24 protein-coding genes are annotated in these 26,072 nt (G+C 67.8%); 7 read left to right on the plus strand and 17 right to left on the minus strand.

The annotated features are described in order from the left end of the window. Nucleotides 1-94 precede the first annotated feature (94 nt). Nucleotides 95-595, minus strand: coding sequence for a DUF4231 domain-containing protein (locus tag BLJ79_RS21725; RefSeq protein ID WP_071216902.1), 501 nt, complete (start codon nucleotides 593-595; stop codon nucleotides 95-97). A gap of 175 nt (nucleotides 596-770) precedes the next feature. Beyond that, nucleotides 771-2,087, minus strand: coding sequence for a cation:dicarboxylate symporter family transporter (locus BLJ79_RS21730; protein ID WP_286135896.1), 1,317 nt, complete (start codon nucleotides 2,085-2,087; stop codon nucleotides 771-773). Between the two features lie 212 nt (nucleotides 2,088-2,299). Here BLJ79_RS21730 and BLJ79_RS21735 point away from each other — a divergent pair, with 212 nt between their 5' ends. Further along, nucleotides 2,300-4,021: a sensor histidine kinase gene (locus BLJ79_RS21735; RefSeq protein WP_083411546.1), complete on the plus strand. Its 1,722-nt coding sequence runs from the start codon at nucleotides 2,300-2,302 to the stop codon at nucleotides 4,019-4,021. Nucleotides 4,022-4,096: 75 nt separating this feature from the next. Next, on the plus strand, nucleotides 4,097-4,807 hold the full coding sequence (locus tag BLJ79_RS21740) for a response regulator (RefSeq protein ID WP_071216903.1): 711 nt from the start codon (nucleotides 4,097-4,099) through the stop codon (nucleotides 4,805-4,807). 13 nt (nucleotides 4,808-4,820) lie between these two features. On the opposite strand, the gene BLJ79_RS21745 is transcribed toward BLJ79_RS21740, so the two are convergent. Then, entirely contained in the window at nucleotides 4,821-6,722 is a 1,902-nt protein-coding gene (locus BLJ79_RS21745; protein ID WP_071216904.1) for an AMP-binding protein, read from the minus strand. A gap of 163 nt (nucleotides 6,723-6,885) precedes the next feature. Between BLJ79_RS21745 and BLJ79_RS21750 the strand changes: the two genes are divergently transcribed. Genes BLJ79_RS21750 through BLJ79_RS21765 form a run of 4 tightly spaced genes read left to right on the plus strand, consistent with a single transcriptional unit; the run spans nucleotide 6,886 to nucleotide 11,134 of the window. Then, complete coding sequence (locus tag BLJ79_RS21750) at nucleotides 6,886-7,530, plus strand: GntR family transcriptional regulator (protein ID WP_071216905.1); 645 nt, start codon at nucleotides 6,886-6,888, stop codon at nucleotides 7,528-7,530. Next, on the plus strand, nucleotides 7,531-9,048 hold the full coding sequence (locus BLJ79_RS21755; protein WP_071216906.1) for an MmgE/PrpD family protein: 1,518 nt from the start codon (nucleotides 7,531-7,533) through the stop codon (nucleotides 9,046-9,048). Then, entirely contained in the window at nucleotides 9,049-9,978 is a 930-nt protein-coding gene (gene prpB, locus BLJ79_RS21760; protein WP_071216907.1) for a methylisocitrate lyase, read from the plus strand. Between the two features lie 16 nt (nucleotides 9,979-9,994). Then, entirely contained in the window at nucleotides 9,995-11,134 is a 1,140-nt protein-coding gene (locus tag BLJ79_RS21765; RefSeq protein ID WP_071216908.1) for a bifunctional 2-methylcitrate synthase/citrate synthase, read from the plus strand. 75 nt (nucleotides 11,135-11,209) lie between these two features. Here the strand turns inward: BLJ79_RS21765 and BLJ79_RS21770 are convergent, their stop codons facing one another. From BLJ79_RS21770 to BLJ79_RS21835, 14 genes are all read right to left on the minus strand, one after another. Further along, nucleotides 11,210-12,592 carry a hypothetical protein gene (locus tag BLJ79_RS21770; RefSeq protein ID WP_071216909.1) on the minus strand — a complete coding sequence of 461 codons (1,383 nt, stop codon included), beginning with the start codon at nucleotides 12,590-12,592 and terminating at the stop codon, nucleotides 11,210-11,212. Continuing rightward, complete coding sequence (locus BLJ79_RS21775; protein WP_071216910.1) at nucleotides 12,579-13,097, minus strand: RNA polymerase sigma factor; 519 nt, start codon at nucleotides 13,095-13,097, stop codon at nucleotides 12,579-12,581. The genes BLJ79_RS21770 and BLJ79_RS21775 overlap by 14 nt, the downstream gene beginning before the upstream one ends. Nucleotides 13,098-13,374: 277 nt before the next feature. Then, entirely contained in the window at nucleotides 13,375-14,739 is a 1,365-nt protein-coding gene (locus BLJ79_RS21780) for a hypothetical protein (protein ID WP_071216911.1), read from the minus strand. Next, nucleotides 14,726-15,244 (minus strand): RNA polymerase sigma factor, encoded by a 519-nt coding sequence (locus BLJ79_RS21785; protein WP_071216912.1) that lies wholly within the window; start codon nucleotides 15,242-15,244, stop codon nucleotides 14,726-14,728. Before BLJ79_RS21785 ends, BLJ79_RS21780 begins: the two co-directional genes overlap by 14 nt. Nucleotides 15,245-15,300: 56 nt before the next feature. Then, entirely contained in the window at nucleotides 15,301-15,858 is a 558-nt protein-coding gene (locus tag BLJ79_RS21790) for an 8-oxo-dGTP diphosphatase (RefSeq protein ID WP_083411548.1), read from the minus strand. A 15-nt stretch (nucleotides 15,859-15,873) separates the two neighbouring features. Next, the gene (gene xerD, locus BLJ79_RS21795) at nucleotides 15,874-17,067 is read right to left on the minus strand and encodes a site-specific tyrosine recombinase XerD (protein ID WP_083411549.1); all 1,194 of its coding nucleotides are present in this window, start codon (nucleotides 17,065-17,067) and stop codon (nucleotides 15,874-15,876) included. 18 nt (nucleotides 17,068-17,085) lie between these two features. Further along, nucleotides 17,086-17,751: an NUDIX domain-containing protein gene (locus BLJ79_RS21800; RefSeq protein WP_071216913.1), complete on the minus strand. Its 666-nt coding sequence runs from the start codon at nucleotides 17,749-17,751 to the stop codon at nucleotides 17,086-17,088. Nucleotides 17,752-17,755: 4 nt separating this feature from the next. Continuing rightward, complete coding sequence (gene pyrG, locus BLJ79_RS21805; protein ID WP_071216914.1) at nucleotides 17,756-19,444, minus strand: CTP synthase; 1,689 nt, start codon at nucleotides 19,442-19,444, stop codon at nucleotides 17,756-17,758. A gap of 86 nt (nucleotides 19,445-19,530) precedes the next feature. Continuing rightward, nucleotides 19,531-21,264, minus strand: coding sequence for a DNA repair protein RecN (gene recN, locus BLJ79_RS21810; protein WP_071216915.1), 1,734 nt, complete (start codon nucleotides 21,262-21,264; stop codon nucleotides 19,531-19,533). Beyond that, on the minus strand, nucleotides 21,261-22,295 hold the full coding sequence (locus BLJ79_RS21815) for an NAD kinase (protein ID WP_071216916.1): 1,035 nt from the start codon (nucleotides 22,293-22,295) through the stop codon (nucleotides 21,261-21,263). The genes recN and BLJ79_RS21815 overlap by 4 nt, the downstream gene beginning before the upstream one ends. Nucleotides 22,296-22,349: 54 nt before the next feature. Beyond that, nucleotides 22,350-23,156: a TlyA family RNA methyltransferase gene (locus BLJ79_RS21820; protein WP_071216917.1), complete on the minus strand. Its 807-nt coding sequence runs from the start codon at nucleotides 23,154-23,156 to the stop codon at nucleotides 22,350-22,352. Continuing rightward, on the minus strand, nucleotides 23,153-23,365 hold the full coding sequence (locus BLJ79_RS21825) for a hypothetical protein (RefSeq protein WP_071216918.1): 213 nt from the start codon (nucleotides 23,363-23,365) through the stop codon (nucleotides 23,153-23,155). The genes BLJ79_RS21820 and BLJ79_RS21825 overlap by 4 nt, the downstream gene beginning before the upstream one ends. An 11-nt stretch (nucleotides 23,366-23,376) precedes the next feature. Further along, a complete protein-coding gene (locus tag BLJ79_RS21830; RefSeq protein WP_083411550.1) occupies nucleotides 23,377-24,369 on the minus strand; it encodes an HAD-IIA family hydrolase in 993 nt (330 codons plus the stop codon). A gap of 15 nt (nucleotides 24,370-24,384) precedes the next feature. Further along, nucleotides 24,385-25,389 carry a tetratricopeptide repeat protein gene (locus BLJ79_RS21835; protein WP_071216919.1) on the minus strand — a complete coding sequence of 335 codons (1,005 nt, stop codon included), beginning with the start codon at nucleotides 25,387-25,389 and terminating at the stop codon, nucleotides 24,385-24,387. Between BLJ79_RS21835 and BLJ79_RS21840 the strand changes: the two genes are divergently transcribed. Beyond that, on the plus strand, nucleotides 25,357-26,072 hold a 716-nt coding region (locus BLJ79_RS21840; RefSeq protein WP_217641956.1), incomplete at its 3' end, for a hypothetical protein. The two genes, BLJ79_RS21835 and BLJ79_RS21840, sit on opposite strands and share 33 nt — an antisense overlap.

The raw sequence follows: 26,072 nt of genomic DNA on the forward strand, positions 1-26,072 counted from the left end.
GGTTGCGCACCGGGCTTTGACCAATCGGCTGCACGGCGAGCCTTTACCTTGAAGTTGAAGTCCAATGTTCGGTGCGGGGTGTTTCCGGGGCGCGTCAGCGCTGGCCGTTTTCCGCGGCCCTGGCCGTGGACTGCGCCCAGGCGGCGTGCTCGGCGCCCAGCACCTCGTCGATGAAGCACGCCAGCCTCGCCCGCCGCTTCCCGGGGTCGGCATAGCCCCCGGCGCCGGCCGCATAGAAGAATCCCTCGTGGCGCATCCGTTCGGCGGTGCCGCGGTAATTCAGCCACTTGGCATGGAATTGCCCGATCTGCGCCAACCCTTCGACCAGCACGATCAGCGCCCCGAGTCCCGCGGTCACCGGTGCCGGAGCAGCCAGTGCCGCCAGCACCGTGACGGCCGCCGCGCAGCCCAGAGTGAGGATCCGCAGGCCCTGGTGGGCGCGGCGGGCGCGCGTTGCCGCGCCCTCGTACCAGCGGAACCGGGCACAGAATTCGCGCCACAACAGGTCCTCGGCGTCGCGCACCTCCTGCGGGGCGGGCAACTCGGGGCCAAGGCTTTCCCAGGCCGGCCGTCGCGGCCCCTTCGCTCGTGCCATGGCATCCTCCCAGGTGGGTCCGCTTGGTTCCGGTGTCGCACCAAGACCACTATGCACCCGGCATCCGGCACCGTCCATGGGCGTGAAGGACCATGAGGCACTTGCGCGCCCAACGGGCGAACGCCAGGGGTCCCGGTCCGGGGCCCCTGGCGTTCGTGCGGAAGTTCCGCGCAGCTTAGTGCTCGTTGGCGGTCAGCGAGAGCTCGTCGAAGGGACGGTCCCCGGCGAGCACGGCGCGGGCCTGCTCCATGTCGATTTCCTTGGTCCACGTGCCGATCAGCAGCGTTGCCACGGCGTTGCCGGTGAAGTTGGTCAGTGCGCGGGCCTCGGACATGAACTTGTCGATGCCCACGATCACGCCCATGCCGTCAAGCAGTTCCGGGCGGTGCGACTGCAGGCCGGCGGCCAGCGTGGCCAGGCCTGCGCCGGTGACCCCGGCGGCGCCCTTGGAGGCGATGATCATGAAGACCAGCAGGGAGATCTGCTCGCCGAGGTTCATCGGCATGCCCATGGCGGTGGAGACGAACAGCGCGCTCATGGTCAGGTAGATGGCGGTGCCGTCGAGGTTGAAGGAATAGCCGGTGGGAACCGTGATGCCCACGACCGGCTTGGAGACGCCCACGTGCTCCATCTTGGCGATCAGGCGCGGCAGGGCCGACTCGGAGGAGGAGGTGGAGAAGATCAGCAGGTACTCGCGGGCCAGGTACTTCAGCAGCGCGAAGATGTTCAGCCCGGTCACGGCGCGCAGCAGCGAGCCGAGGATGACCACGATGAACAGCGCGCAGGTGGCGTAGAAGGCACCCATGAGGATGGCCATGGAGCCGATGGCGGCCCAGCCGGTGGCGCCGACGACCGCGGCGATGGCCCCGAAGGCGCCGATCGGGGCGATCCACATGATCATCATCATCAGGCGGAAGACCACGGCCTGGATGTGCTTGATGGCGCCGAGGACGGGCTCTCCGCTCTTGCCCATGGACTGCAGGGCGAAGCCCACGAACAGGGCCAAGACCAGGGTGGGCAGCACCGGGATGTCGCCCGGGATCAGTTCGAGCAGGAACTTGACGGTCGCGTTTTCGGTTCCGCCGGCGGCCCCCTCGTAGGGCTGCAGCTTCAGGCCCGCCCCGGGGTGGATCAGGTTGCCGACGAACAGGCCGATGGCCAGCGCGAAGGTGGACATGGTGATGAAGTAGAGCAGTGCTAGGCCGCCGACCTTGCCGACGGTGGCGGCCTTCGCGATCGAACCGATGCCCAAAACAATGGTGCAGAAGATGACCGGCGCGATGATCATCTTGATCAGCGCGACGAACCCGGTGCCCAGCGGCTTGAGCGCCTTGCCGAGGTCCGGGGCCAACAATCCGATCGCGGCACCGGCAACCACGGCGATGATCACCATGATGTACAGCCAGTGGGTGCGGTCCTTCTTGGCGGGTGCTTCCTGGTTCTCGATCGGGTCCCGGTCCAGGATTCCTGTCGATGTTGGCGTCGTTGCCATGGGGTGGCTCCTTCTGAACGAATGTCTGCTGCGGGGAGGCGGCGGGGGCGGTGGCGCTTGCTGTGCCCGGGCTTCTTCATCCATGGTGGGGGCGAACGTGATCGATATCTCTCTTGTGTTCATAATGGTCATGGCATGCTTGCCCGCGTGCCACCCTTGAAGGCAGCGCCCATGCACCCGGCACCGGGCACCTCAGACGGAAGGTGGCATCGATGCCACGGTCCCCGGGCGGCCCGTCCGCCCCCGCATCCAGGGAACGCAGCGCGAGCCCGGCGCGTTCCCCCTACTCGCTGGCGACCCGCATCTTCGTCGCGCAGCTGGCGCTGGTTGCCCTGGTGGTGCTGGTGGTCAGCACGGCCAGCTACCTCAACGCCCGGACCCAGGCCCATGAATTCGCCGCCAAGCGCGTGCTCTCCGTCGCCGAGACCCTGTCCCACGACCCCTTCGTCATCAACGCGGTGCAGCAGCCGGACCCCTCCGGGGCGTTGGTGCCCTTTGCCAAGAACATCGTGTCGCACGCGGCGGTGGACTTCGTGACCATCATGGACACCGACCGCACCCGCTACACCCACCCCACCGCCAGCGAGATCGGCCGCAAGTACGTCGGCAGCGTCGAGCAGGCGCTGGCCGGGCACAGCCAGGTCGAGGACTACCGCGGCACCCTGGGCCCCTCGGTGCGGGCCATCGCCCCGATCCGGGATGCGGGCGGGAACGTCACCGCGATGGTGGCGGTGGGCGTGACGCTGCAGTCCCTGGGCGCCACCCAGGCCGCGCTGGTTCCGGCGATCCTGGCCGTGGGAGTGCTGGCGGCGGGGCTCGGCGCGGTGTTCACCTATGCGTTGGCCCGATACCTGCGCCGCGCCACCCTGGGCTACGGCCCGGAGGAGCTGCGCCGGCTCTACGCCTACTACTTCTCCGCGCTGCATTCGCTGCGCGAGGGCCTGGTGCTGGTCGATGCCAGGGGGCGGCTGGTGCTCTACAACGACCAGGCGGCGCAATTGCTGGGCCTGCCGCCGGCCGGGTCGCTGCGCCCGCTGCCGGTCGACCGCCTGGGGCTGCCCGAGACCGTGGCCGAGCTCTTTGCCTCCGGGCGCCGGGCCGTCGACGAGATCCACCTGACCAGCGACCGGGTGCTGGTGATCTCCCAGCAGAACGCGGAGCAGCCCGACACTGGTCCCGGGGCGAAGGTGCGCTGGCCGCTGCGCCGCCGCCTGGTGGAAAGCAAGCTGGGCACCGTGGCCACGCTGCGCGACCACACCGAGGTCCAGGCGCTGACCGGGCAGCTCGAATCGATGCGCACACTCACCGAGGCGCTGCGCGCCCAGACCCACGAGCACGCCAACCGGCTGCACACCGTGGCGACGCTGATCGAGCTGGGCCGCGAGCGCGAGGCGCTGGAGTTCGCGGTGGCCGACCGGCAGGAATCCCAGCGGCTGACCGACGAGTTCGTGCTGGCGGTCGACGAGCCGTACCTGACCTCGCTGCTGGTGGGCAAGGCCGCCCAGGCCCACGAGCGCGGCATCGCCCTGACCCTGACCGCCTCCGGGCAGCTGCCCTCCGGCGCCCTGGATGCCCGGGACCTGGTCACCATCACCGGGAACCTGCTGGACAACGCGTTCGACGCGGCGGCCGGCTCCGAGCTGCGCCGGGTGTGGGCGGACTTCGCCGCAGACGCGGAATCCGTGGTGATCTCGATCGCCGATTCGGGCCCCGGTGTGGACCCGGACCTGCTCGACGAATACTTCCGGCTGGGGGTCTCTTCCAAGCCGGTGGTCCCCGGATCCGGCTCGCGAGGGCTGGGCCTGGCCCTGGTGCGCCAGGCTGTCGCGCGCCTGGGAGGCTCCCTGGAAGTGGATAATGATGCCGGGGCGATCTTCACCGTGACCCTGCCGCTGTCCGGGCACGGAGGGCCCCAGGGCCGCAGCGGGCGCTGACCCCACCGGGTGGCGCCGCGCCGGTGCACCGCCCTTGACCAGATAATCACGACAGACACGAGGAACCACCGGTCCATGGATACGCACAGAAGCCTCCGCGTCCTGGTCGTGGACGACGAGCCCACCACCGCCGCCGCACACGCGAAGTTCGTGGCCCGCGTGCCGGGCTTCAGCGTGCATTCCATCGCGCACAGCGGCAACGAGGCCTTCGCGGCCCTGGATGCGGCGCAGAAGGCGGGCACCCCGATCGACCTGGTGCTGCTGGACATGAACCTGCCTGACCTGCACGGCCTGGACGTGGCCCGGAGGGTGCGCGGGCGCGGGAACACCGTGGACATCATCGCCATCACCGCGATCCGGGACCTGAACGTGGTGCGCACCGCGATTTCCGCCGGGGTGACCCAGTACCTGATCAAGCCCTTCGGCTTCGCGGCTTTTGCCGAGAAGCTGGAGAACTACCGGCAGTTCCGCTTCAACCTGGGCAACGCGGGGCAAGCCGCATCCCAGTCATCGATCGACAACGCATTTGCGGCGCTGCGCTCGGTGGGCCCCGCTCCCCTGCCCAAGGGGTTGATCACCGAGACCCTGGGCTCGATCTCGGAGGCGCTGCGTTCGGCGAGCGCCGCGCTCTCGGCCACCGAGGTCTCCGAGCTGCTGGATCTGTCCCGGGTCACCGCCAGGCGCTACCTGGAGCATCTGGCGGACACCGGGGACGCGGCCAAGGCCCCGCGCCATGGGACCCGTGGCCGGCCCGAGTACGAGTACCGCTGGCGCCGGGAAGGCTAGGAACGCTTCCGGTTCATCCCGTGGGGCGAAGGAACGGGAGCAGGTCCTCGATGACGCCCGGGTCCTCGATGGTGGAGGGCACCGCGTACGGCTTGCCGTCGGCGATCTGCCGCATGGTCTTGCGCAGGATCTTGCCCGAGCGGGTCTTGGGCAGCGCCGCCACGATGCGCACCTCGCGGAAGTCCGCGACCGGCCCGATGTGCGCGCGCACCATGGACACCAGCTCGCCGCGCAGCTGCTCCTCGGTGATCCGGGTGCCGCTCTTGAGCACCACGTAGCCGCTGGGGCGCTGGCCCTTGAGCTCGTCCGCCACGCCGATCACGGCGCATTCGGCCACCGCCGGGTGGGATCCGAGCACCTGTTCCATGGCGCCGGTGGACAGCCGGTGGCCCGAGACGTTGATGACGTCGTCGGTCCGACCCATGACAAAGAGGTAGCCGTCCTCATCCAGGTACCCGGAGTCCCCCGTGGCGTAGTGGCCGGGGAACTGCTCGAGGTAGGTGGCGATGAAGCGCTCGTCGTTACCCCAGAGCGTGGCCAGGGTGCCCGGGGGAAGCGGCAGCTTGATGGCGATGTTCCCCTCCTCGCCCGGCCCCAGCTCGGCGCCGAGCCCGTCGAGGATCCGCACGTCGTAGCCGGGCACCGGGACCGTGGGAGAACCGGCCTTGGGCTCGAGGGTTTCCAGGCCCACGCAGTTCGAGGCGATGGGCCACCCGGTCTCGGTCTGCCACCAGTTGTCGATCACCGGCACCCCGAGCTTCTCCCGCGCCCAGGCGTAGGTGTCCGGGTCCAGGCGTTCACCGGCGACGAAGAAGTTGCGCAGGGAAGAGATGTCGTGCCCGGCCAGCAGCGCCGCTTCCGGGTCGGCCTTGCGGATGGCCCGCAGCGCGGTGGGGGCGGTGAAGAAGGTGTCGACTTGGTGGTCCTCGATGAGCCGCCAGAAGGCCCCGGCGTCGGGGGTGCCCACGGGCTTGCCCTCGTAGAGCACCGTGGTGGCGCCGGCGATCAGCGGCCCGTAGACGATGTAGGAGTGGCCCACGACCCAGCCCACGTCCGAGGCGGTGAGCATGGTGGAGCCGGGCCCCACCCCGTAGACGGTGCGCATCGAGTAGTCCATGGCCACCGCGTAGCCTCCCGAGTCCCGCACCACGCCCTTGGGTGATCCGGTGGTCCCGGAGGTGTACAGGATGTACAGCGGGTGGGTCGAGGGCACCGGGACCGCCGCCGCGGCGGCGGACTCGGAGACGAGCTCTTCCCAGTCGTGCCAGGCGGTGCCCGTCCCGGCGAACTCGGCCAGCGAGTGCTCGAAGCCGTCGCGGTGGGCAACGATGACGGTGCGGACCTGGTGCGTGGCCATGGCGATGGCTTCGTTGACGGCCGGCAGGTATTCGATGCGGCGCGAAGGCTCGATGCCGCCGGTGGCGGTGATGATGGCAACCGGGGTCGCGTCGTCGATGCGGGCGGCCAGTTCCTTGGGCGCGAAGCCGCCGAAGACCACCGAGTGGATGGCCCCGAGCCGTGCGCAGGCGAGCATCGCGATGTGGGCCTGCGGGATCATCGGCAGGTAGATCAGGACCCGGTCCCCGGTCCCGATCCCCTGGTCGCGCAGTGCGCCGGCGAAGCGAGCGACCCGATCCAGCAAGTCGGCATAGCTGTAGGTTTCCTGGATGCCCAGTACCGCGGAGTCGTAGACCAGGGCGGTGGTGTCCCCGCGGCCGGCGGCGACGTGGCGGTCCAGCGCGTTGTGGCAGACGTTGAGCATCCCGTCGGGGAACCAGGCATTGATCGGGGCGCGGCTGGAATCGAGCCCGGTGGCCGGCTCCCGTTCCCAGTCGATCGAGGTGGCGGCCTTGAGCCAGAAGGCCGCCGGGTCGCTGGTGGATTCGGCAAAGGTCTGCGCGTAGGAAAGTGCCATGCGAACCGTACATCCGTTCGGGTCTGGGGGGGTGTTCGGGTGGAGTCGAGCTTATGACCAGCGCCACGAAATTTCAAGGGTCATGTATACATAGAACGAAATTTTGGCCGGATTTTTCCGGTGGGAACGTGACATTTGGCAATTTCTGTATACAGTTGATGTCATGAGAGCAAGCGACAAGGCCTACGAGGAGCTGCGGACGGACATCGTCGAATGGCGGTTGCGTCCCGGTGCCGTGCTGGGCGAGGTCGAGCAGGCCGAACGCCTGGGCGTCTCACGGACCCCGCTGCGCGAGGCCCTGGCGCGGCTCGTGGCCGATGGACTGGCCGTGCAGCAGCGCGGACGCGGCGCCGTCGTCTCGGACGTCTCGCTCGAACACGTCGATGACCTCTTCGCCCTGCGCCGCGCCTTGGAGATCGAATCCGCCCGCATTGCCGCACGCCGCGCGGACCCGGCGGTTTTCACCGAGCTGCGCACCCGCTTCCTCGAGGCAGGGAAGGGCGCCGATCCGGAATCCCGGGAATCCTTCTACCACCTGGCCGCCGAGCTCGATGGCCGCATCGACGCTGCGGTGGCCAACCCGTACATCCAGCAGTCGTTGCGCTCCCTGCGCGTGCACCTGGCCCGGGTCCGCCGCCTGGCCCAGGACGACCCCGCACGCCTGGCCGTCTCGGCGCTCGAGCACGCAGCGATCGCCGAGGGCATTGCCGCCCGAAACCCCGACATCGCCGCAGCGGCCACCCAGTTGCACCTGCACCACAGCCTTGAACACATCAAAGCCCATTCCGGCACCCGAGAGGACACCTAAATGATCAACCACCCAGTACGCGTGTACCGCAGCGAGGAAAACCTGGCCCACGAGGACCAGCTTGCGCACAAGATCGCCGTGGTCGCCGCCGACCCCGTCGAGGTCCCGGCCGAGGTCACCGAGATGATCATCAACCGCGTCATCGACAACGCCTCGGTGGCCATCGCCTCGCTGAACCGCGGCCCGATCGTTGCGGCTCGCGCCCAGGCCCTGACCCACGCCCCGTCCACCGGCGGCAAGGGTGCCTCGGTCTTCGGGATTTCCGAGAAGGTCTCCCCCGAGTGGGCGGCCTGGGCCAACGGCGTGGCGGTGCGCGAGCTCGACTACCACGACACCTTCCTGGCCGCGGAGTATTCCCACCCGGGCGACAACATCCCGCCGATCCTGGCCGTCGCCCAGCACACCGGTGCATCGGGCAAGGACCTGATCCGCGGGATCGCCACCGGATACGAGATCCAGGTCGACCTGGTCAAGTCCATCTGCCTGCACGAGCACAAGATCGACCACGTCGCGCACCTGGGCCCGTCGGCCTCCGCCGGCATCGGCACCCTGCTGGGCCTGGATGTCGAAACCATCTTCCAGGCCGTCGGCCAGGGCCTGCACACCACCACCGCCACCCGCCAGTCGCGCAAGGGCGAGATCTCCACCTGGAAGGCCCACGCCCCGGCCTTCGCCGGCAAGATGGCCGTGGAGGCGGCGGACCGCGCGATGCGCGGCCAGACCTCCCCGGTTCCGATCTACGAGGGCGAGGACGGCGTCATCGCCTGGATGCTCGATGGCAAGGACGCCGCCTACACCGTGCCGCTGCCCGCGTCAGGCGAGGCCAAGCGCGCGATCCTTGACACCTACACCAAGGAGCACTCGGCCGAGTACCAGGCGCAGGCCTGGATCGACCTGGCCCGCAAGCTCAACCGCGAACACCCCGAGGCCACCGACCCGAAGAACGTCGCCTCGATCCTGATCAAGACCTCCCACCACACGCACTACGTGATCGGCTCGGGCGCCAACGACCCGCAGAAGTACGACCCGACCGCCTCGCGCGAGACCCTGGACCACTCGATCCCGTACATCTTCGCCGTGGCCCTGCAGGACGGCTCCTGGCACCACGTCGATTCCTACTCCCCGGAGCGTGCCGGCCGGCCCGACACGGTCGAGCTGTGGAACAAGGTCGCCACCGAGGAAGACGCGGAGTGGACCCGCCGCTACCACTCGCTGGACATCAGCGAAAAGGCCTTCGGCGGCACGGTCGTCATCACCCTGGCCGACGGCACCGTGGTCACCGACCAGATCGCCGTGGCCGACGCGCACCCGCTCGGCGCGCGCCCGTTCGCCCGCGAGCAGTACATCAACAAGTTCCGCACCCTGGCCGCCGGCCTGGTGGAGGCGGACGAAATCGACCGCTTCATCGCCGCGGCCGAGAACCTGGAGAAGCTGGGTGCCGGCGAACTGGACCAGCTGAACATCGTTGCGGCACCGGGCGTCATCGACCTGGCCGCCGCCCCGAAGGGACTGTTCTAGATGTTGTACTCGACCACCACCCCCGAGCAGAAGCGCGCGGCCCTGCGCGAGATGCTCGTGCCGGGAACCGCGCGGCAGTTCCCGGGGGCCTTCAACCCGCTTTCGGCCCGGCTGATCGCGGAAAAGGGCTTCGACGGCGTCTACATCTCCGGCGCCGTGCTGGCCAACGACCTGGGACTGCCGGACATCGGGCTGACCACGCTCACCGAGGTCGCCACCCGTGCCGGGCAGATTGCCCGGATGACGGACCTGCCGGCCCTGGTCGACGCCGACACCGGCTTCGGCGAGCCCATGAATGTGGCCCGCACCATCCAGGAACTCGAGCACGCGGGCCTGGCCGGTTGCCACATCGAGGACCAATTCAACCCCAAGCGCTGCGGCCACCTGGACGGTAAGAACGTCGTGGACCTGGACACCATGGTCAAGCGCATTGCCGCCGCCGCCGACGCGCGGCGCGATCCGAACTTCCTGATCATGGCCCGCACCGACGTGCGCGGCGTCGAGGGCTTGGGTGCCGTTGTCAACCGGGCCAAGGCCCTGGTGGATGCCGGCGCCGATGCCATCTTCCCCGAGGCCATGAAGGACCTGTCCGAATTCGAGGCGGTGTGCGCGGCCGTGGATGTCCCGGTGCTGGCGAACATGACGGAGTTCGGCAAGTCCGAACTTTTCACCCGCGAACAGCTGGCCGCCACCGGAGTGGCCATGGTGATCTACCCGGTGACCCTGCTGCGCAGCGCCATGGGCGAGGCCGAGCGGGTCCTGGACGCGATTGCTGCCCACGGAACCCAGGAGTCTCGGGTAGATTCAATGTTGACGCGTGCTCGTCTGTACGAGCTGGTTGATTACGAGGCGTACAACCGCTTTGACACCGGGATCTTCAATTTCCAGGTCCCGGACCTGGATATCCACTCAAACAACGCGAATCTGTAGGAAACAGGAGCGAGCGATGACTGAAACAACAGAGATCAAGAAGGGCCTGGCCGGGGTCGTTGTCGACTACACGGCCGTTTCCAAGGTCAACCCGGACACGAATTCGCTGCTGTACCGCGGATACCCCGTCCAGGACCTGGCCGCGTCCAAGAGCTTCGAAGAAGTTGCCCTGCTGCTCTGGACCGGCGAGCTGCCCAGCGAAATCGAGCTCACCGACTTCGTGGCCGCCGAGCGCGCCGGGCGCGCCCTGGCCGCCAACGTCAAGGCCGCCATCGACCTGCTGCCGCTGGATTGCCACCCGATGGACGTGGGCCGCACCGCGGTCTCCGTCATCGGCGCCAACCACGCCCTGGCCGGGGATTCCTCCCCGGAGGCCGAGTTCATCAAGGCCAAGGAGCTCTTTGCCGCGTTCCCGGCGGTTGTCGCCTACGACCAGCGCCGCCGCCGCGGCCTGGGCGTCGTGGAGCCGCGCGAGGACCTGGATTACTCGCAGAACTTCCTGTGGATGACCTTCGGCGAGGAGGCCGCCCCCGAGGTGGTCGACGCGTTCCGCGTGTCCATGGTGCTCTACGCGGAGCACTCCTTCAACGCCTCCACGTTCACCGCACGCGTGGTGACCTCCACGCTCTCGGACCTGCACTCGGCCGTCACGGCCGCCATCGGTGCACTGAAGGGCCCGTTGCACGGCGGGGCCAACGAGGCCGTCATGCACACCTTCCAGGAGATCGGGATCGACAAGAACGAATCCCGCGAGGACGCCGCCGCGCGCGCCAAGGCCTGGATGGAGCAGGCCCTGGCGGCCAAGAAGAAGGTCATGGGCTTCGGGCACCGCGTCTACAAGCACGGCGACTCCCGGGTTCCGACCATGAAGGCCGCGTTGGACAAGATGGTCGCGTACTACGACCGCGGCGAGCTGCTGGGCCTGTACGACGGGCTGGAGGCCGCCATGGACGAGGCCAAGGCCATCAAGCCGAACCTTGACTACCCGGCGGGACCGACCTACCACCTGATGGGCTTCGACACCGACATGTTCACACCCATCTTCATTGCCTCGCGCATTGTCGGATGGACCGCGCACATCGCCGAACAGCGCGCCGCCAACGCGCTGATCCGCCCGCTGTCGGCCTACAACGGGCCGGAGCAACGCGCGCTGTAAGCTCGCAGCCGCACACTGAGGGTGCCGGGACCACGTGGTCCCGGCACCCTCCGTTTTTTGTGTCCCGGCCGTGGGCTACTTCAGCCGCAGCGAGGCCGCGACCTCCATGGCCCGCTGGTATTCGGTCGCTTCCAGGTAGGCGTTGCGCTCGGCCGCGTCCTTGAACCCGAGGTACCCGGTCCAGGCATCGGACTGGAGCATCCTGCCGTCCAGGTGGAAGGCCGTGGGCAGGTCACACATCTTGCCCTGCGCGGGGCTGCCGGCCTCAACCAGCGAGACGGTGGAGCGCTCGATGCCAAAGACATCGGTCTCCGTCACCAGCCCCAGGGCCAGCTTCCCCTCGTCGACCACCACCGAGGTGCGAGCCAAGCCGTGCAGCACGTAGGTGGCCGACGGGTCGTTGCAGGTGTCGTCCGCCGCGTCCCCGGCCCGGTCGTCGGGGAACAGGCCCAGGTTGAAGACGGCCTTGCCGTGCGCGTCGAAGAACATCAGCTGGTAGGTGGCGGCCTCCTTCGGATCCGTGGTGGCCGGGTCCAAGACCTTGCCGCCGGCCCCGCGCATGGATTCGTGTTTGGTCCACGCCGGGTGGGTGAGTTCCAGCACCGAGTTGGAGAATGCCACGGGGGCGGCATCGGAGTCTGACGCCATCCACGAAGGCATGTTGGGGCCCAGCAGCGTTTCGGCGAGCTTCGCGTCGATGCCCAGGTGCTTGATGGCCCGGTCCATGCGTTCGGCGGGGGTTTCGTCCGGTTCGTAGGTGTAGCCGCGCAGCAGCGGCCAGGAGAGGTACTCCGGTTGCACCTCAACCCCGTCGTCCCCGGTCTGCGACGGGGAACTGACCCACTGCTTGGACTCCGGGTTCCACTTGGCCAGCAGCATGCCGCCGGAGGTGTCGTCGATGTTCTGTTCGACGCGGAACCGGTCCGTCGGGGTGAAAGCCGCGTAGCCCTCCAGGCAGCCGATGAGAGCAAAAGCCTTGGCGTCGTATCCGGGGTCCGAGAGCTTTCCCTTGGCGTCCGCAACCATGATCTCGGGCACGGACAGCGCGCGGCAGGCCGCGTCGTCGGCGAAGTGGGCGCCGGCCCAGGCCGGGAACAGCCCGTTGGGCCAGGATTCGGGGTCGGCTGCGCCGGTGGGATCCGGCGTGCCCGTCGGGTCCGCGGTGCCGGACTCCGAGGGTTCGGGAACCGTGGTTGTTTGCGTGGGCGGGTTCGCGGGCAGAGGGTCGGGCGCCGGGGCGTTCCAGGGCGCCCACACCACGACCGCCGCAACTGCCGCGGCCGTGGCCATCGCGCCCAGGGCCACCGGCAACCAGTGCCTGGGTTCCTTCGGGGGCTCGGCCACCGGGCGTTGGATGAACACCGGTGCCGGGTCCGAGAGGTCAAGAGGAAGCGGTCCGCCGGAGTCACGTGAAGCGCGGGGGTCGGCGTCGCGAAGAAGCTGTTCAATGTTGTCCATTGTCGGTTCCACCCTTCAATATCTGGTTCGGGGACCTGCGGGAGAAGGCCTTGCGGGCCCTGAAGAGCCGGGATTTCGCCGAGTCGGCGGAACAGCCCAGGATGGCGGAAATTTCGGCCAGGGACAGCAAGTCCCAGTAGGCGAGCATGAGGATCTCGCGTTCCGCCTCGCGCAGCGTGGCCAGCACCTCGCGGACAGCCTGGCTGGTGCCGTCCGGTTCGGCGGGCCGGCGCGAAAGCTCGGCCCGGCCCAGCTTGTCCACCAGGCCGCGCTGGCGCTGTTGGGCGCGCAGCTCGTTGGCCACGAGGTTCCGTGCAGTGACCAGCAGCCACGCCAGCGCGTCGTCATCCGGTTCTTTCTGCTGCTGCCAGGCGATCCGGAAGACGTCGTTGGTGATTGATTGGGCCGATGGCACATCGCGCAGCCGCCGGAAAACGTAGCCGTACACGCGTCCGGAGTGCTGGCGGTGCAGCTCTTCCACATGCGAGGCGGTCTTCGCTCCCATGGGTTTCCCCCTCCTGCTCCTTGCGACGACCCCTCCTTCGCTCGGGTACGTCCTCTTGCCTAGGTAATGTCCGGGACGTCGGCGTAGGTGACGCGGACTGCGGAAAATCCTTCACATAGCGAAGTGCAGGCTAGGAAGCGGGCCGCGGGAGATGCCGACATGACCGAGCGTACCGTTGCAGGGCCCATTGGCAAGGCCCGGATGCGGCCGGCGCCGAGGTCGGTGCCGCCCTGCCGAGGCCGGCCGACCGGCCTGCCGGGTGAGTGGAGTGGCGGACCTACCCCAGGTCTTGGATGACCAGGGACTTGGCCACCGCCTTGGCCTGGGTGTATTCAACCGAGCCCAGGTACRCGTTGATTTCACCTTGGTTCTTGAAACCCATGGGGTCGTTCCAATGGGTGAGCATCAAGGTGCGTTCCCCGATGTCGACGCCGAAGCGCACATCGCAGGCCCTCCCCATGGACGGGAGGTCCGCGGGATAGAGCCCGACCACCGAGTAGCGGCTTCCATCGGCTTCCGYGACCGTGCTCAGGGCCAGCTTCAGCGGCCCCGCATCCGCAACCACGTTGCTGGGTGATTCCCCATCAAGTTTGTAGGTGGGTCCCGGATCGGTACAGTCCGTGGGCTCCTGCTCGGCGCCCTTTCTCAGGCTCGTCAGGCTGAATACCTTCTTGCCCCGGAGGTCGTAGAAGACCAGGTCGTACCTGTCCACGTCGTTGGGTCCGGCCATTGGATCGTTGATGGGAGTGCCGATCTCATCCATCTTCCACTCGCGTTCTTCCCACGCGGGATGGTCCATCCTCAGCAATTCGTTGCCGAAGGCGTGGCTTTCCTCCGGTGGTTTCGCGTCCATCCACGACGGCACGTCGGGTCCCAGAAGCCTGCCCAGGCTGGTGCCGTCGAGTCCCAGGACCTTGAGCTTGCGCAGCTGTTCGGGCTTGAGGATGGGATCGGCTGGATTGTCCAGCGCCCGCAGCCGGGGGTTGGTGAAGAAGGGCATGCTGCCAACGACGTTGATGCCCGTGTCGTCGTCTGCCGTGATGCTCCAGGTTCCGTCCTTCCAGCGGGCTAGCCAAATGCCGGAACCGTCACCGGTGGGGTTGCCGGCCTCGGCCAGGTCCGACCGCAGGATCGTCGCCAGGGAATCGACGCAGCCGATCACGGGGTACGCGTTGGCGTTGTCAGGCAGTTTGGTCCGGATTCCATTGGCGTCCACGAGGTCCAGGGTCCGCAGGTCAAGGGCGTTGCAGGCGGCCGAGTCCTGGAAGTAGACGTCCTGGCTGGCCGGAACCAGGAAGTTGGGCAGCCCGTAATCGATGCGCGGCAGCGCCGATCCATCCGCGGATGAGCTGGGCGAGGGACCGTTGGTGGGATTTCCCGTGGTCGGAAGCGTGGGCGAGGCCGGGCCGGTTCCCGTCGGGGCCTGCCAGGGTGCCCAGACGACGAGTCCGACGGCCGCTGCGGCGATGGCCGTCCCTGCCGCGATGATCCGCCATTTTCCCCCGGATTTTCGCGGATTCACCTGTACGGGCCGCTGGCTGAAGACCGGGACGGGATCTTGGAGTTGCAGCGGACCGGGATCGTCGATGTTGTCGCGCTCGGCCGGGTCGATCCCGGAAATGAGCTTCTCAATGTTGTCCATGAGAGCTGCCACCCTTCAACATGCTTGTTGGTGCCTTGCGTTCAAAGGCCTTGCGGGCCCGGAACAGCCGCGATTTCGCCGATTCGTGCGAGCATTCCAGCACCGCGGCGATCTCGGCAATCGGCAGCGCATCCCAGTAGGCGAGGATGAGCACCTCGCGGTCCTTGGCACGCAGCGCGTCCAGGACCTCGTGCACCTGTTCGTCCAGTCCGGAATCGCGGCCGCTGCGCTCGGCGAGCCGGGCGGCTGCGGCCTTCAACACGAGGTTCTTTTCCCGGCCCATGGAGCGCAACTCGTTGCCGACAAGGTTCCGGGCCGTCACCAACAGCCACGGAAGCGCATCGCCGCCGGGCGTGATGCCGCGTTGCCAGGCCAGCCGGAAGGCGTCGTTGGTGATTTGCCGGGCGACCTCGACGTCCAGGATCCGGCGGTAGACATACCGGTAGACGTTCTTCGAATGCAGGCGGTGCAATTCCTCCACGGCCGCTGAAGCCTGTGTTTCCACCGACGCCCCTCCCCCTGTGCCCGGCCGTGGGCCCCGCAGCTGCGGGCCCTTGTTAGCTATGTAATGTCCGGAAATCCGGCTTCGGTTGCAGTTGTTGCAGGAATTCTTCTATCCGCCCAGTCCACGGTGGAAAAGCAGGCCACCGATTCGTTGTCCTCGTCCAGCACCACCAGGGCGTCGAAGCGTTCCCCGGCCAGCAGTCGTCCGAGCCACATTGCCGAGTCGTCCCACATCCGCGCCAGCGGCAGGTGTCCCACCGGGTACCAGGCCGGGACCAGTTCCTCCGAGGCGGCGGCCATGCCGGCAAAGGCGGAGGTGAGGAAGACGGTGCAGTCCATGTCGGCGGCCGGCTTGGCGGGAAAGCGGAAGAAGACCCGCGCCGCGGGTTCCAAGGAAGAGCTCTGCGCGACGAGCGCGGTTTCCTCGAAGAGCTCGCGCACCGCGGCATTCTCGGGGCTCTCCCCCGGCTCGATCTTCCCGCCAGGGGCCACGACGCGTCCGGCACCGAAGCCGCGTTGCTTGTGGCCCAGCAGCACCTGGGTGCCGGTCAGCCCGCGCAGGATCGGCAGGCACAGGACGACTTGGGTGGGTGTTGTCGCAAAGCTCTGTGCCATGGTGGGGGTGCTTCCTTAGAGGTTCGCGCGAGGGTGAGCTGCGGCGTAGATTTCGCGCAGGGTGTCGGCCGTGACCAGCGTGTAGACCTGCGTGGTGGTGACGGAGGCGTGCCCCAGCAATTCCTGGACCACGCGCACGTCGGCCCCGCCCTCGAGCAGGTGCGTGGCGAAGGAGTGGCGCAGGGTGTGCGGGGAAACGTCTTGTTCGATGCCGGCGCGCTCGGCGGCCTTGGTGAGCACCGTCCAGGCGGATTGGCGCGAGAGACGACCGCCGCGTTGGTTCAGGAAGAGCGCGGCGGTGCCCTTGCCCTTGGCGACCAGTTCGGGTCGTCCGCGGACCAGGTAGGCGTTCAGGGCATCGATCGCGTACGAGCCCAGCGGCACGATCCGTTCCTTGGAGCCCTTGCCGAAGAGCCGCACCACAGCCGGTCCGCTGGCGGGGCGTTCCAGGTGCAGGTCATCGACGTCCAGGCCGACGGCCTCGGAGATACGGGCTCCGGTGGAGTACAGGAATTCCAGGATGGCCTTGTCGCGCAGGCCGGCGGAGGTCTCGATGGAGACCGAGTCAAGGATCGCGGTGACCTCAGCGACGGAGATGGCCTTGGGCAGGCGGCGCCCGGCCTGCGGCGGGTGCAGGTCCACGGCGGGGTTGGTGGGCGCCAGGCCTTCGAGTTCCCAGAACTTGTGCACGCCGCGCACCGCGACAATGGTGCGTGCGGCCGAGCGGGCGCTCAGCGGTGCGGCACCGTCGGCTCCGTCGCGCACGGCCTGGGCGAACGAGGTCAGGTGTCCCAGGGTCACCTGGTCCGGGGTATGCACGTCCTGGCCATGCAGGTAGGCCGCGTAGCGGTACAGGTCGCGTCGGTAGGCGCTGACGGTGTTCCGCGCCATGCCGCGTTCGACGGCCAGGTGCTGCAGGTAGCTGGCCAGGTGCTTGCCGATGGGCAGTTCCGTCGGATCCGGCCCTGGCTGCGGGACCGGGTCGGGAACCGGGGCCGGGTCGGGAACCGGGGCCGGGTCGGGAACTGGGGCCGGGTCGGGAACCGGGGCCGGGTCGGGAACCGAAACCGGGTCCGGAACCGTTTCCAGCCGGAGGGTCGAATCGACGGGGCTGATGCGCACCGTCGGTGCCACGCCCGGGCGGGGCAGCGAAACCGTCTCGGGAACCACCGCAAGGCGCATGGTGGCGTCGTCGGCTCCTGTGTGCATGTTCTTTTCCGTGCCCCTTTAGAGCCGTGGCTCGGCGGAGCGCAGGCGCGGGTGGGCCTCGAACGGGACATCGACCGGGCGCAGCGAGGCGTAGCCTCCGGTGCGTGCCGCGGCGGCTGCCAGCAGGCCGGCCACTGCGGATGGGTTGTGGATCCGTCCGGCCAGGACACCGGCGACGGCCTCGTCCAGCGGAACCCAGGCGAGGGCCATGTCGGCTTCCTCGTCGGTGCGTTCGTGGCGTTCGTGCTCCGGGACCGGGCTCGCATTGCGGGCCAGGTAGATGCGGATCGCCTCGGACGAGGAACCCGGGGAAAGGAAGAGGTCGACCAGCACTGCCCAGTCGGCGGCGACCAGGTCCGCTTCCTCGGCCAGTTCGCGGGCTGCGGCCAGGTGCGGGGCCTCGCCGTCGATGTCCATCAGCCCGGCTGGGATTTCCCATAGGTTCATGCGCACCGGATGGCGGTACTGGTTGATCATCAGCACTTCGTCGGCGTCGTTGAGCACGAGCACCGCGACGGCGCCGGGGTGGTCGATGTAGTCGCGGACCAGGGGCGCCGTGTCGGGCGCAAATTCAAAGGTGTCCTGCACAACGTCCCAGATGCGTCCGTCGTAGACGGTCTCGGACGAAAGCAGGCGGCGAGGGCTGAACGTATCGCCCAGCGCCTCGCCGTCTGTCATGGCCATGATGCTACTTGCCGGCCTTCTGGTGTTCCAGCCCGGCCTTGACCAGCCCGGCGAAGAGCGGGTGCGGGCGGGTCGGGCGGCTGGAGAGCTCCGGGTGGGCCTGCGTGGAGACGTAGTACGGGTGTACGTCCTTGGGCAGTTCCACGAACTCGACCAGCTTGCCGTCCGGCGAGGTGCCGGAGAAGACCAGCCCGGCCGTCGCGAGCTGCTCGCGGTAGGCGTTGTTGACTTCGTAGCGGTGGCGGTGGCGCTCGGCCACCGCGGTCTTGCCGTAGGTCGCAGCCACGACCGAGCCCTCGGTGAGGGTCGCGTCGTAGAGGCCCAGGCGCATGGTGCCGCCCAGGTCGCCCTTGCCGTCGACGATGTCCAGCTGCTCCTGCATGGTCGCGATGACCGGGTGCTTGGAGTCCGGCTCGAACTCGGTGCTCGAGGCATCGACCAGGCCCACGACGTTGCGGGCGTACTCGATGACCATCGACTGCAGGCCCAGGCACAGGCCCAGGGTCGGCAGCCCGGTTTCACGGGCATACTTCAGGGCGCCAAGCTTGCCGTCCAAACCGCGGATGCCGAAGCCTCCGGGCACGCAGATCGCGTCCACGCCGGCCAGTGCCTTCTTGGCGCCTGCCTCGGTGGAGCAGTCGTCCGAGGGAACCCAGCGGATCTGGACCTTGGCCTTGTTGGCGAAGCCGCCGGCACGCAGGGCCTCGGTGACCGAGAGGTAGGCGTCGGGCAGGTCGATGTACTTGCCGACCAGCGCGATTTCCAGGTGGTGCTTGGGATTGTGGACCGCGTCAAGCAGCTTGTTCCACTTGGACCAGTTCACGTCCTTGAACTTCATGCCCAGGTGCTGGACGATGTATGCGTCAAGGCCCTGGGAGTGCAGCACGACGGGGATGTCGTAGATGCTCGGGGCGTCGGCGCAGTTGATGACCGCTTCCGGATCGACGTCGCAGGTGCGGCCGATCTTCACGCGCATCTCGTCCGGGATGTCCCGGTCCGAGCGGATGACCAGCGCGTCCGGCTGGATGCCGATGGAGCGCAGCGCGGCCACGGAGTGCTGGGTCGGCTTGGTCTTCAGTTCCTGGCTCGGGCCGATGTACGGCACCAGCGAGACGTGGACGAAGAAGACGTTCTTGCGGCCGATGTCCTGGCGGACCTGGCGGGCCGATTCGAGGAACGGCTGGGACTCGATGTCGCCAACGGTGCCGCCGATTTCGGTGATGATCACGTCGGGGGCCTTCTTGCCCTTGCCCGGCTCGGTGGCCGGCAGGCGCATGCGGCGCTTGATCTCATCGGTGATGTGCGGGATGACCTGCACGGTGTCGCCGAGGTAGTCGCCGCGGCGTTCCTTCTCGATGACCTCGGAGTAGACCTGACCGGTGGTCACGTTGGCCATGCCGGTGAGGTTTTCGTCCAGGAAGCGTTCGTAGTGACCGATGTCGAGATCGGTTTCGGCGCCGTCGTCGGTGACAAAGACTTCGCCATGCTGGAAGGGGTTCATTGTGCCCGGATCCACATTGAGATACGGGTCTAGCTTCTGCATGGTGACGGAGAGCCCACGTGCCCGAAGAAGATGACCGAGGCTGGAAGCCGTCAGTCCCTTTCCGAGGGAAGAGGCCACGCCACCAGTGACGAAGATATGCTTTGTCGTTTCAGACGACCGGGAATCACGAGAAAGATTACGTTGCACCACGGGGTTCTACCCTATCACCTTTTCGTTGTTGGACGGTTGGGAAAGACTCTACAGGCTAGCGGGATGGGCCATGCGAAATCCATGGTTCAGGAAAGCGAACTGACGAGCAGTTGGGCCTCGCCCAGCAGCTCCTCGGCGTGGGCCTGGGCGGTGGAGGAATCTTCCTGGCCCGCCAGCATCCGCGCCAATTCGCGCACCCGCTCGGCCTCGTCCAGCAGCACGACGTCGCTGGCGGTGAAGCCCGCACCGTCCGCGGCCGCCGCATTCGAGGACTTGATCACGCGCACGTGGCGGTCCGCGTAGGCGGCCACCTGCGGCAGGTGGGTGACAACTATCACCTGGACGTGCTTGGCGAGCATCGCCAGGCGCTTGCCGATCTCCACGGCGGCCTTTCCGCCGACACCGGCGTCCACTTCGTCGAAGACGAAGGTCGGCACGGGGTCCACGGCGGCGAGCACCACTTCGATGGCCAGCATCACCCGGGAGAGCTCGCCGCCCGAGGCTCCCTTGCCCAGCGGGCGCGGGGTGGTTCCGGCGTGGGGCTGCAGCAGCATGGTGATCGCATCGATGCCGTAGCGGTTGGGTTCGGTGAGCTTGTCGATCTCCACAACGAACTTCGCATCCGGCATGGCCAACGCGGCAAGCTCCGAGGTGACCCGGGCCGCCAGGTCCTTGGCGGCCTTGGCGCGCAGCTTGGAGAGCTTCGCTGCCGTCTCCGCGACCTCGAGGCGCAGGGCCTCGGTTTCGGCGCGCAGTTCCTCGATGCGCCCGTCGTCGCCCTGGATCTCGGTCAGCCGGGCGCGGGAGGTCTCGGCCCAGGCAATCACCTCGTCGATGTCCGGGGCGTACTTGCGGATCAGCCGGTTCAAGTCGGCCCGGCGTTCCTCGAGCGCAGCGAGCCGCTCGGGGCCCTCGGCGTCCAGGTCCGAGAGGTATGCGGCCAGGTCCGTCGACACCTCTGCGGCGAGAATGCCGATCTCGTTGAGCCGTTCGGCCAGGGACTTGATCTCCGCGTCGTCGGCGGCGACCTGTTCCAGGGCGTGCCGCGCGATTTCCACCAGGGAAATGACGCTCGGTGCCTCGTAGTCCTCGGAGTTCAGCGACTCGTGGGCGAGGTTCGCGTTGGAGCGCAAGGCCTCGATGTTCGAAAGCCTCAGGGACTGGTTCTTCAGTTCGACGTCCTCGGCCGGCTGGGGATCGACCGCGTCGATTTCCTCCAGCGCCGCCTGCAGCGACTCGGCCTCGCGGATGCGTTCGCGGGATGCGGCGACAAGTTCTTCCAGCTCGCTCGAGGCGCTGCCCCATTTGTCGAAGGTCTGCTGGTACGTGCCAAGCAGCTTGGCCAGCGGGGCTCCGGCAAACTTGTCCAGCGAGGCGCGTTGCGCCGTGGCGCCCTTGAGCCGCAGCTGGTCGGTTTGGCCGTGGATGGCGATCAGGTCCTCGCCCAGTTCCGCGAGCACTCCCACGGGGGCCGCGCGTCCGCCGACCGAGGCGCGGCTGCGCCCCTCGGCGGACAAGGTGCGGGTGATGATCAGTTCGGCCTGGTCCTCGAAGCGTTCGACCAGCGCTCCGGCCTCTTCCGCACGGTCCAGGACCTTGCTGGTGGCAGGCAGCAGAAGCGTTGCATCGGCCACCGCCTGCTTGGCACCGTGGCGCACCGCGCCGGCGTCGGCGCGGCGCCCGAGCAGCAGCCCGAGAGCGGTGATGACCATGGTCTTGCCGGCACCGGTTTCGCCGGTGACCACGCTGAAGCCCGGGCCCAGCGGCAGGGTCGCCTGGGAGATGACGCCCAGGTCGCTGATGCGTATTTCCTGTATCACAGTTGCCTCCGATGATCCTTGTCCCCGAGGGTTTCCGGTTCGGGTTTGGGCGCGTGGTGTCGCGGCTCGATGACCTGCATGGCGGGGGTGATGACCGGAAGCGCGGTCGTGGCGGTCACCCGGTCCCCGGGTTCCACCGGTCCGCGCCAGCCTTGGATGGGTAGTTCGAACTTGTTGACCAGCCGCTCGGAGAACGGGGTCTGGTTGACCCGGGCCAGGCGCACCGGCTTGGTGGAGCGGGTGACCTCGATGCGGGCCCCGGGCGGCAGCTCGATGGTGCGCCGGCCGTCGCACCAGAGCACCGCACCGGCGTCGGTGCGGGTGAGGATCTCGATGGCCAGCACCGAGGTGGGTGCCACGACCAGGGGCTTGGCGAAGAGCGCGTGCGCGCTGATGGGGACCATGACCAACGCCTCGACCTCCGGCCAGACAACCGGTCCCCCGGCGGAGAAGGCGTAGGCGGTGGAACCGGTGGGGGTGGCCATGACCACGCCGTCGCAGCCGAAGGTGCTCAGCGGCCTGCCGTCGACCTCCATCACCACCTCGATCATGCGTTCGCGGTTGGCTTTTTCGATGGCGGCCTCGTTCAGCGCCCAGGTGTGGGCAATGCGCCGGTTGTCCAGCCAGACCTGCACGTCGATGGTCATGCGTTCCTCGACGGTGTAGCGGCGTTCTACGATCCACTGCACGGTCTCCTGCAGGGCTGCGCGTTCGCTTTCGGCCAGGAAGCCGACATGCCCCAGGTTCACGCCAAGCAGCGGGACCCCGGCGTTGCGGACCAGTTCCGCGGCGCGCAGCACGCTGCCGTCTCCCCCAAGCACCACGCCCAGGTCGATGGCCTCGAGGCTGGTGTCTTCGTCAAGGACCTCCACGTCGAGGTTCTCGCCTTCCGGGGTGTTTCGGACGGCCTGCATTTCCAGCCGCCGCATCACCGGGATGAGCCCGGCCAGGCGCAGGCGTGAGCACGTGTCCACGGCCGCCATGAGGGCGTCGGTGCGACCGGTGTGGGTGAGGACCAAAATCCTGCGCATGGGTTCCTTCCTCGGCGGACCGAAGGTTAGGACATCTGTTCTGATGCCGCCAGTCTAAGAATAGTCAACACCGGGCCACGCGTCGGTGCCGACGCGGGCTTGTGGAGAAGCATCGGGAATGTGACCGGCACCTTTGCCCAGCCACAGGAAGAACTCGACGTTGCCGTCCTGGCCCGGCAGCGGGCTGCGGGCGAGGCCCAAAACCTGAAGCCCTGACGCGGTGGCCGAGGCCATCACCGCATCCACCGCCTTGCGTCGCTGGGTCGGGCTGGAGACGACCCCGGTGCGGGAAAGCTGTTCGCGGCCGATCTCGAATTGGGGCTTGACCATCAGCACCAAGTCTCCGTCGGGTTCGGTGGCCCCGGCCAGGGCGCGCATGACCATGGTCAGCGAAATGAAGGACAAATCGGCCACGACCAGGGCCACGACGCCCCCGATGTCCGCCGGGTCCAGGTAACGCACGTTCATGCCTTCGTGCACGTGCACGCGGGGGTCCTGGCGCAGTTCGGCAACCAGCTGGCCGTGTCCGACGTCCACGGCCTCGACGTGGTCGGCGCCGCGGCGCAGCAGCACGTCGGTGAAGCCTCCCGTGGAGGCCCCGGCATCGAGGCAGCGCTTTCCGGCGACCTCGATCCGTGAGAATGCTTCCAGGGCCCCGGCAAGCTTGTGCCCGGCCCGGCTGACGAACTCCTCGCCGGCGGGGGCCTTGACGGTGATCTCGGAGGTGTCCGAGACGCTCTTGGCGGCTTTGGCCGCGATGGTGCCGTCCACGCTCACGCGTTGTTCGGCGATGAGTCGGGCCGCGTCGGTGCGCGAGCGGGCCAGGGAACGGGTGACCAATTCCTGGTCGAGTCGGCTCATGGGTGCTCCTGCGAGGTCGAATCGAGGTCCGCGGCAAGCGAGGCCTGCAGGGTCTCGAAGATGGCCAGGTGCTCGGCGACGGGGACCTCGGACAGGGTTTCCAGGACGTCGAGGTCGGTTGTCGCCCCGGCGGTTTCCGGCGGGGAGGCGGGCCGCGGTCCGGGGACCGGGACGCTGTTGGCAGGTGGTGTGTGGTTGTTGCTCGTCATCACCTTAGAGCCTATGGCTTAGCGGCGACGGTTTGGGAAAAACTGAGCTTCGGTTCGACGGCGTGTTCCTGGTGCGGGTGGGCCAGCCACCAGGCCGCGCATGCCGCGCGCCAGGAATCCAGGTCGGCTTCGTCGCCGTTGACCGTGACGGCATCGCCGTTGACCGAGGCCAGTGCAGCGCCGCAGCGGATGCCGAAGCCGGTGACCTCGACGACGGGGTAATCCGCGTAGAGCCCGGAGAGGTCCGCAATGATGTAGTCGGGGCGTTCCGCAGTGCGGGCGGCCAGGGCCGAGCGGGCCGAGTCTACCCCGGTGAGCACCAGGGCCGTGTTGTAGCCGGCGTTGTTGCCGCCCAGGATGTCGGTGTCGAGGCGGTCCCCGACCACCAGCGGCCGGGTGGCCTCGAAGGTTTCGGCCGCGCGTCGGAAGAGCAGGGGTTCGGGTTTGCCGGCCACCAGCGGCTGCACATTGGTGGCTGCGCTGACGGCTTCGACCAGGGAGCCGTTGCCCGGGGCGATGCCCTCGGCGCGCGGGATGGTCCGGTCGGTGTTGGTGGCAACCCAGATCGCCCCGCCCTGGATGGCGAATGCCGCTTCGGCAAGGTCCTTCCACCCAAGGGAAGGGTCGAAGCCCTGGATGACGCCCTGGGGAAGGTCACGGTGGCTGGCCACGATTTCCATGCCGAAGGAGCTGACGCAGTCACGCAGGTAGGCGCTTCCCACGACCAGGACCTTGGAGCCCAGGGGCAGTTCTTGTGCGAGAAGCTCGGCTCCGGCGTCTGCAGAACCAAATACTTGTTCTGCAGACGCCGGGGCACCCAGCTGAATCAGGTGCTCGGCAACGGCACCCGGTGACCTGGAGGCGTTGTTCGTGATGTACGCCAGGACGACCGAGTGTTCCTGCAATCGGTTCAAGGCCTCGATGGCCTTGGGGATTGCACCGTTGCCGGCATAGACGACGCCGTCGAGATCGGCGAGCAGCGCGTCAAAACCTGAGATCAGCATGGGTGAATCGAGTTCCTAGCGTTCGTCGTTTTCGTCCTGGTCGATGGCCGGGGACGCTCCGCGGGGTTCCTCGGCGACAGGTGCTTCATCGTCGAGTTCCGGGTTCGATTCCTCGGCCGGATCGTTGATCGATTCGGCTTCGACAACCTCGACGGCGTCTTCGTCTGCCAGCGATTCGCCGGCTTCGTCCGACGGGGTTTCCGCGTCGTCTTCTGCCTTGGCGGTCTCCGGCTCCACGATGTCGCGGGCACGCGGGCGGCGTGCATCGGTTTCGTCGTCTTCACCGAGGTCGATGATATCCGGCTCGGCGAATTCGCCGGTGCCGAGGGCTTCCTCTGCCACCGAGATCTGCTTGCGCCAGGTTGCGGCTTCCTCGTCGCGGCCCAGGTTCTCCAGTGCGTCGGCGTATGCGGAGAACAAACGCGGGCTGTAGCTGAAGGCGCGGTTCAGATCCAGCTGCGGGATCTCGAGTTCCGCCAAGGCAGCCTCGAGGTTGCCCAAGTCGTGCTGGGCACCCGAAGCAACCATGGCCATTTCGACCTTGCCGTTGGTATCCAGTGTCTCTACGACTTCGCTGTGTGCAATTTCCAGCGTCTTTTCCGGACGACCGATGCCGCGTTCGGCGTCGGCAATCAGTGGAAGATGCAAGTTGGAACCGCTGATGCGGCGGTGAGTGCGGAACTCGCGCAGGGCTTCGGCGAACTCGCCGGCAGCATATGCGGCCAGGCCGACTGCTTCGCGGACCACTGCCACGCGGCCGCCACGGCGGCTGGCTGCGATGGTGTGCTCATAGGCAAGCTGCGGATCGATGTCGATCAAGCGACCGGCCATGACGAGGTGCTTCGAAACCCATTCGTTGTTGACATCGTCAAGGTAGCGCAGTTCCGCACGGGTGATGCGGTCCAGCTCCTTGCCGGTTACGTCATCGTCAATTTCCGGGGAACGGCCACGTTCCGGGCTGTTCGAGCTACGCAGGTCGGCCGGGTTGTGGTTACGACGTGCAGCCTCCTGGYCGCGCAACGCCTCGAGATCAGCGGTGCTGGTCTCGGTGCGCGGCTTGAATCCGCCACGGTCTTCGCGGGGCTTAAAGCCACCACGATCTTCACGGGGTTTGAAACCACCGCGGTCTTCGCGGGGCTTGAAACCACCTTCACGGCGGTCTCCACCCTGGAATCCACCACGGTCGTTGCCGCCACGGAATCCACCGCGGTCTTCGCGGGGCTTGAAGCCACCTTCACGGCGATCGTCGCCGCCACGGAATCCACCGCGGTCTTCACGGGGCTTGAAGCCACCGCGGTCTTCGCGGGGCTTGAAGCCACCTTCACGGCGATCGTCGCCGCCACGGAATCCACCGCGGTCTTCGCGGGGCTTGAAACCGCCTTCGCGGCGATCGTCGCCGCCACGGAATCCACCGCGGTCTTCGCGAGGCTTGAAGCCTCCGCGGTCTTCACGGGGCTTGAAGCCACCTTCACGGCGATCGTCGCCGCCACGGAAACCGCCACGATCTTCAGGGGGCTTGAAACCGCCTTCGCGGCGATCGTCGCCGCCACGGAATCCACCACGATCTTCGCGGGGCTTGAAGCCTCCACGGTCCTCGCGAGGCTTGAAACCGCCTTCACGGCGGTCTCCASCCTGGAATCCACCRCGGTCTTCACGGGGCTTGAAGCCACCTTCACGGCGGTCTCCACCCTGGAATCCACCAC

It is taken from the genome of Arthrobacter sp. UCD-GKA (genome assembly GCF_001863355.1).
Lineage (GTDB): Bacteria > Actinomycetota > Actinomycetes > Actinomycetales > Micrococcaceae > Paeniglutamicibacter.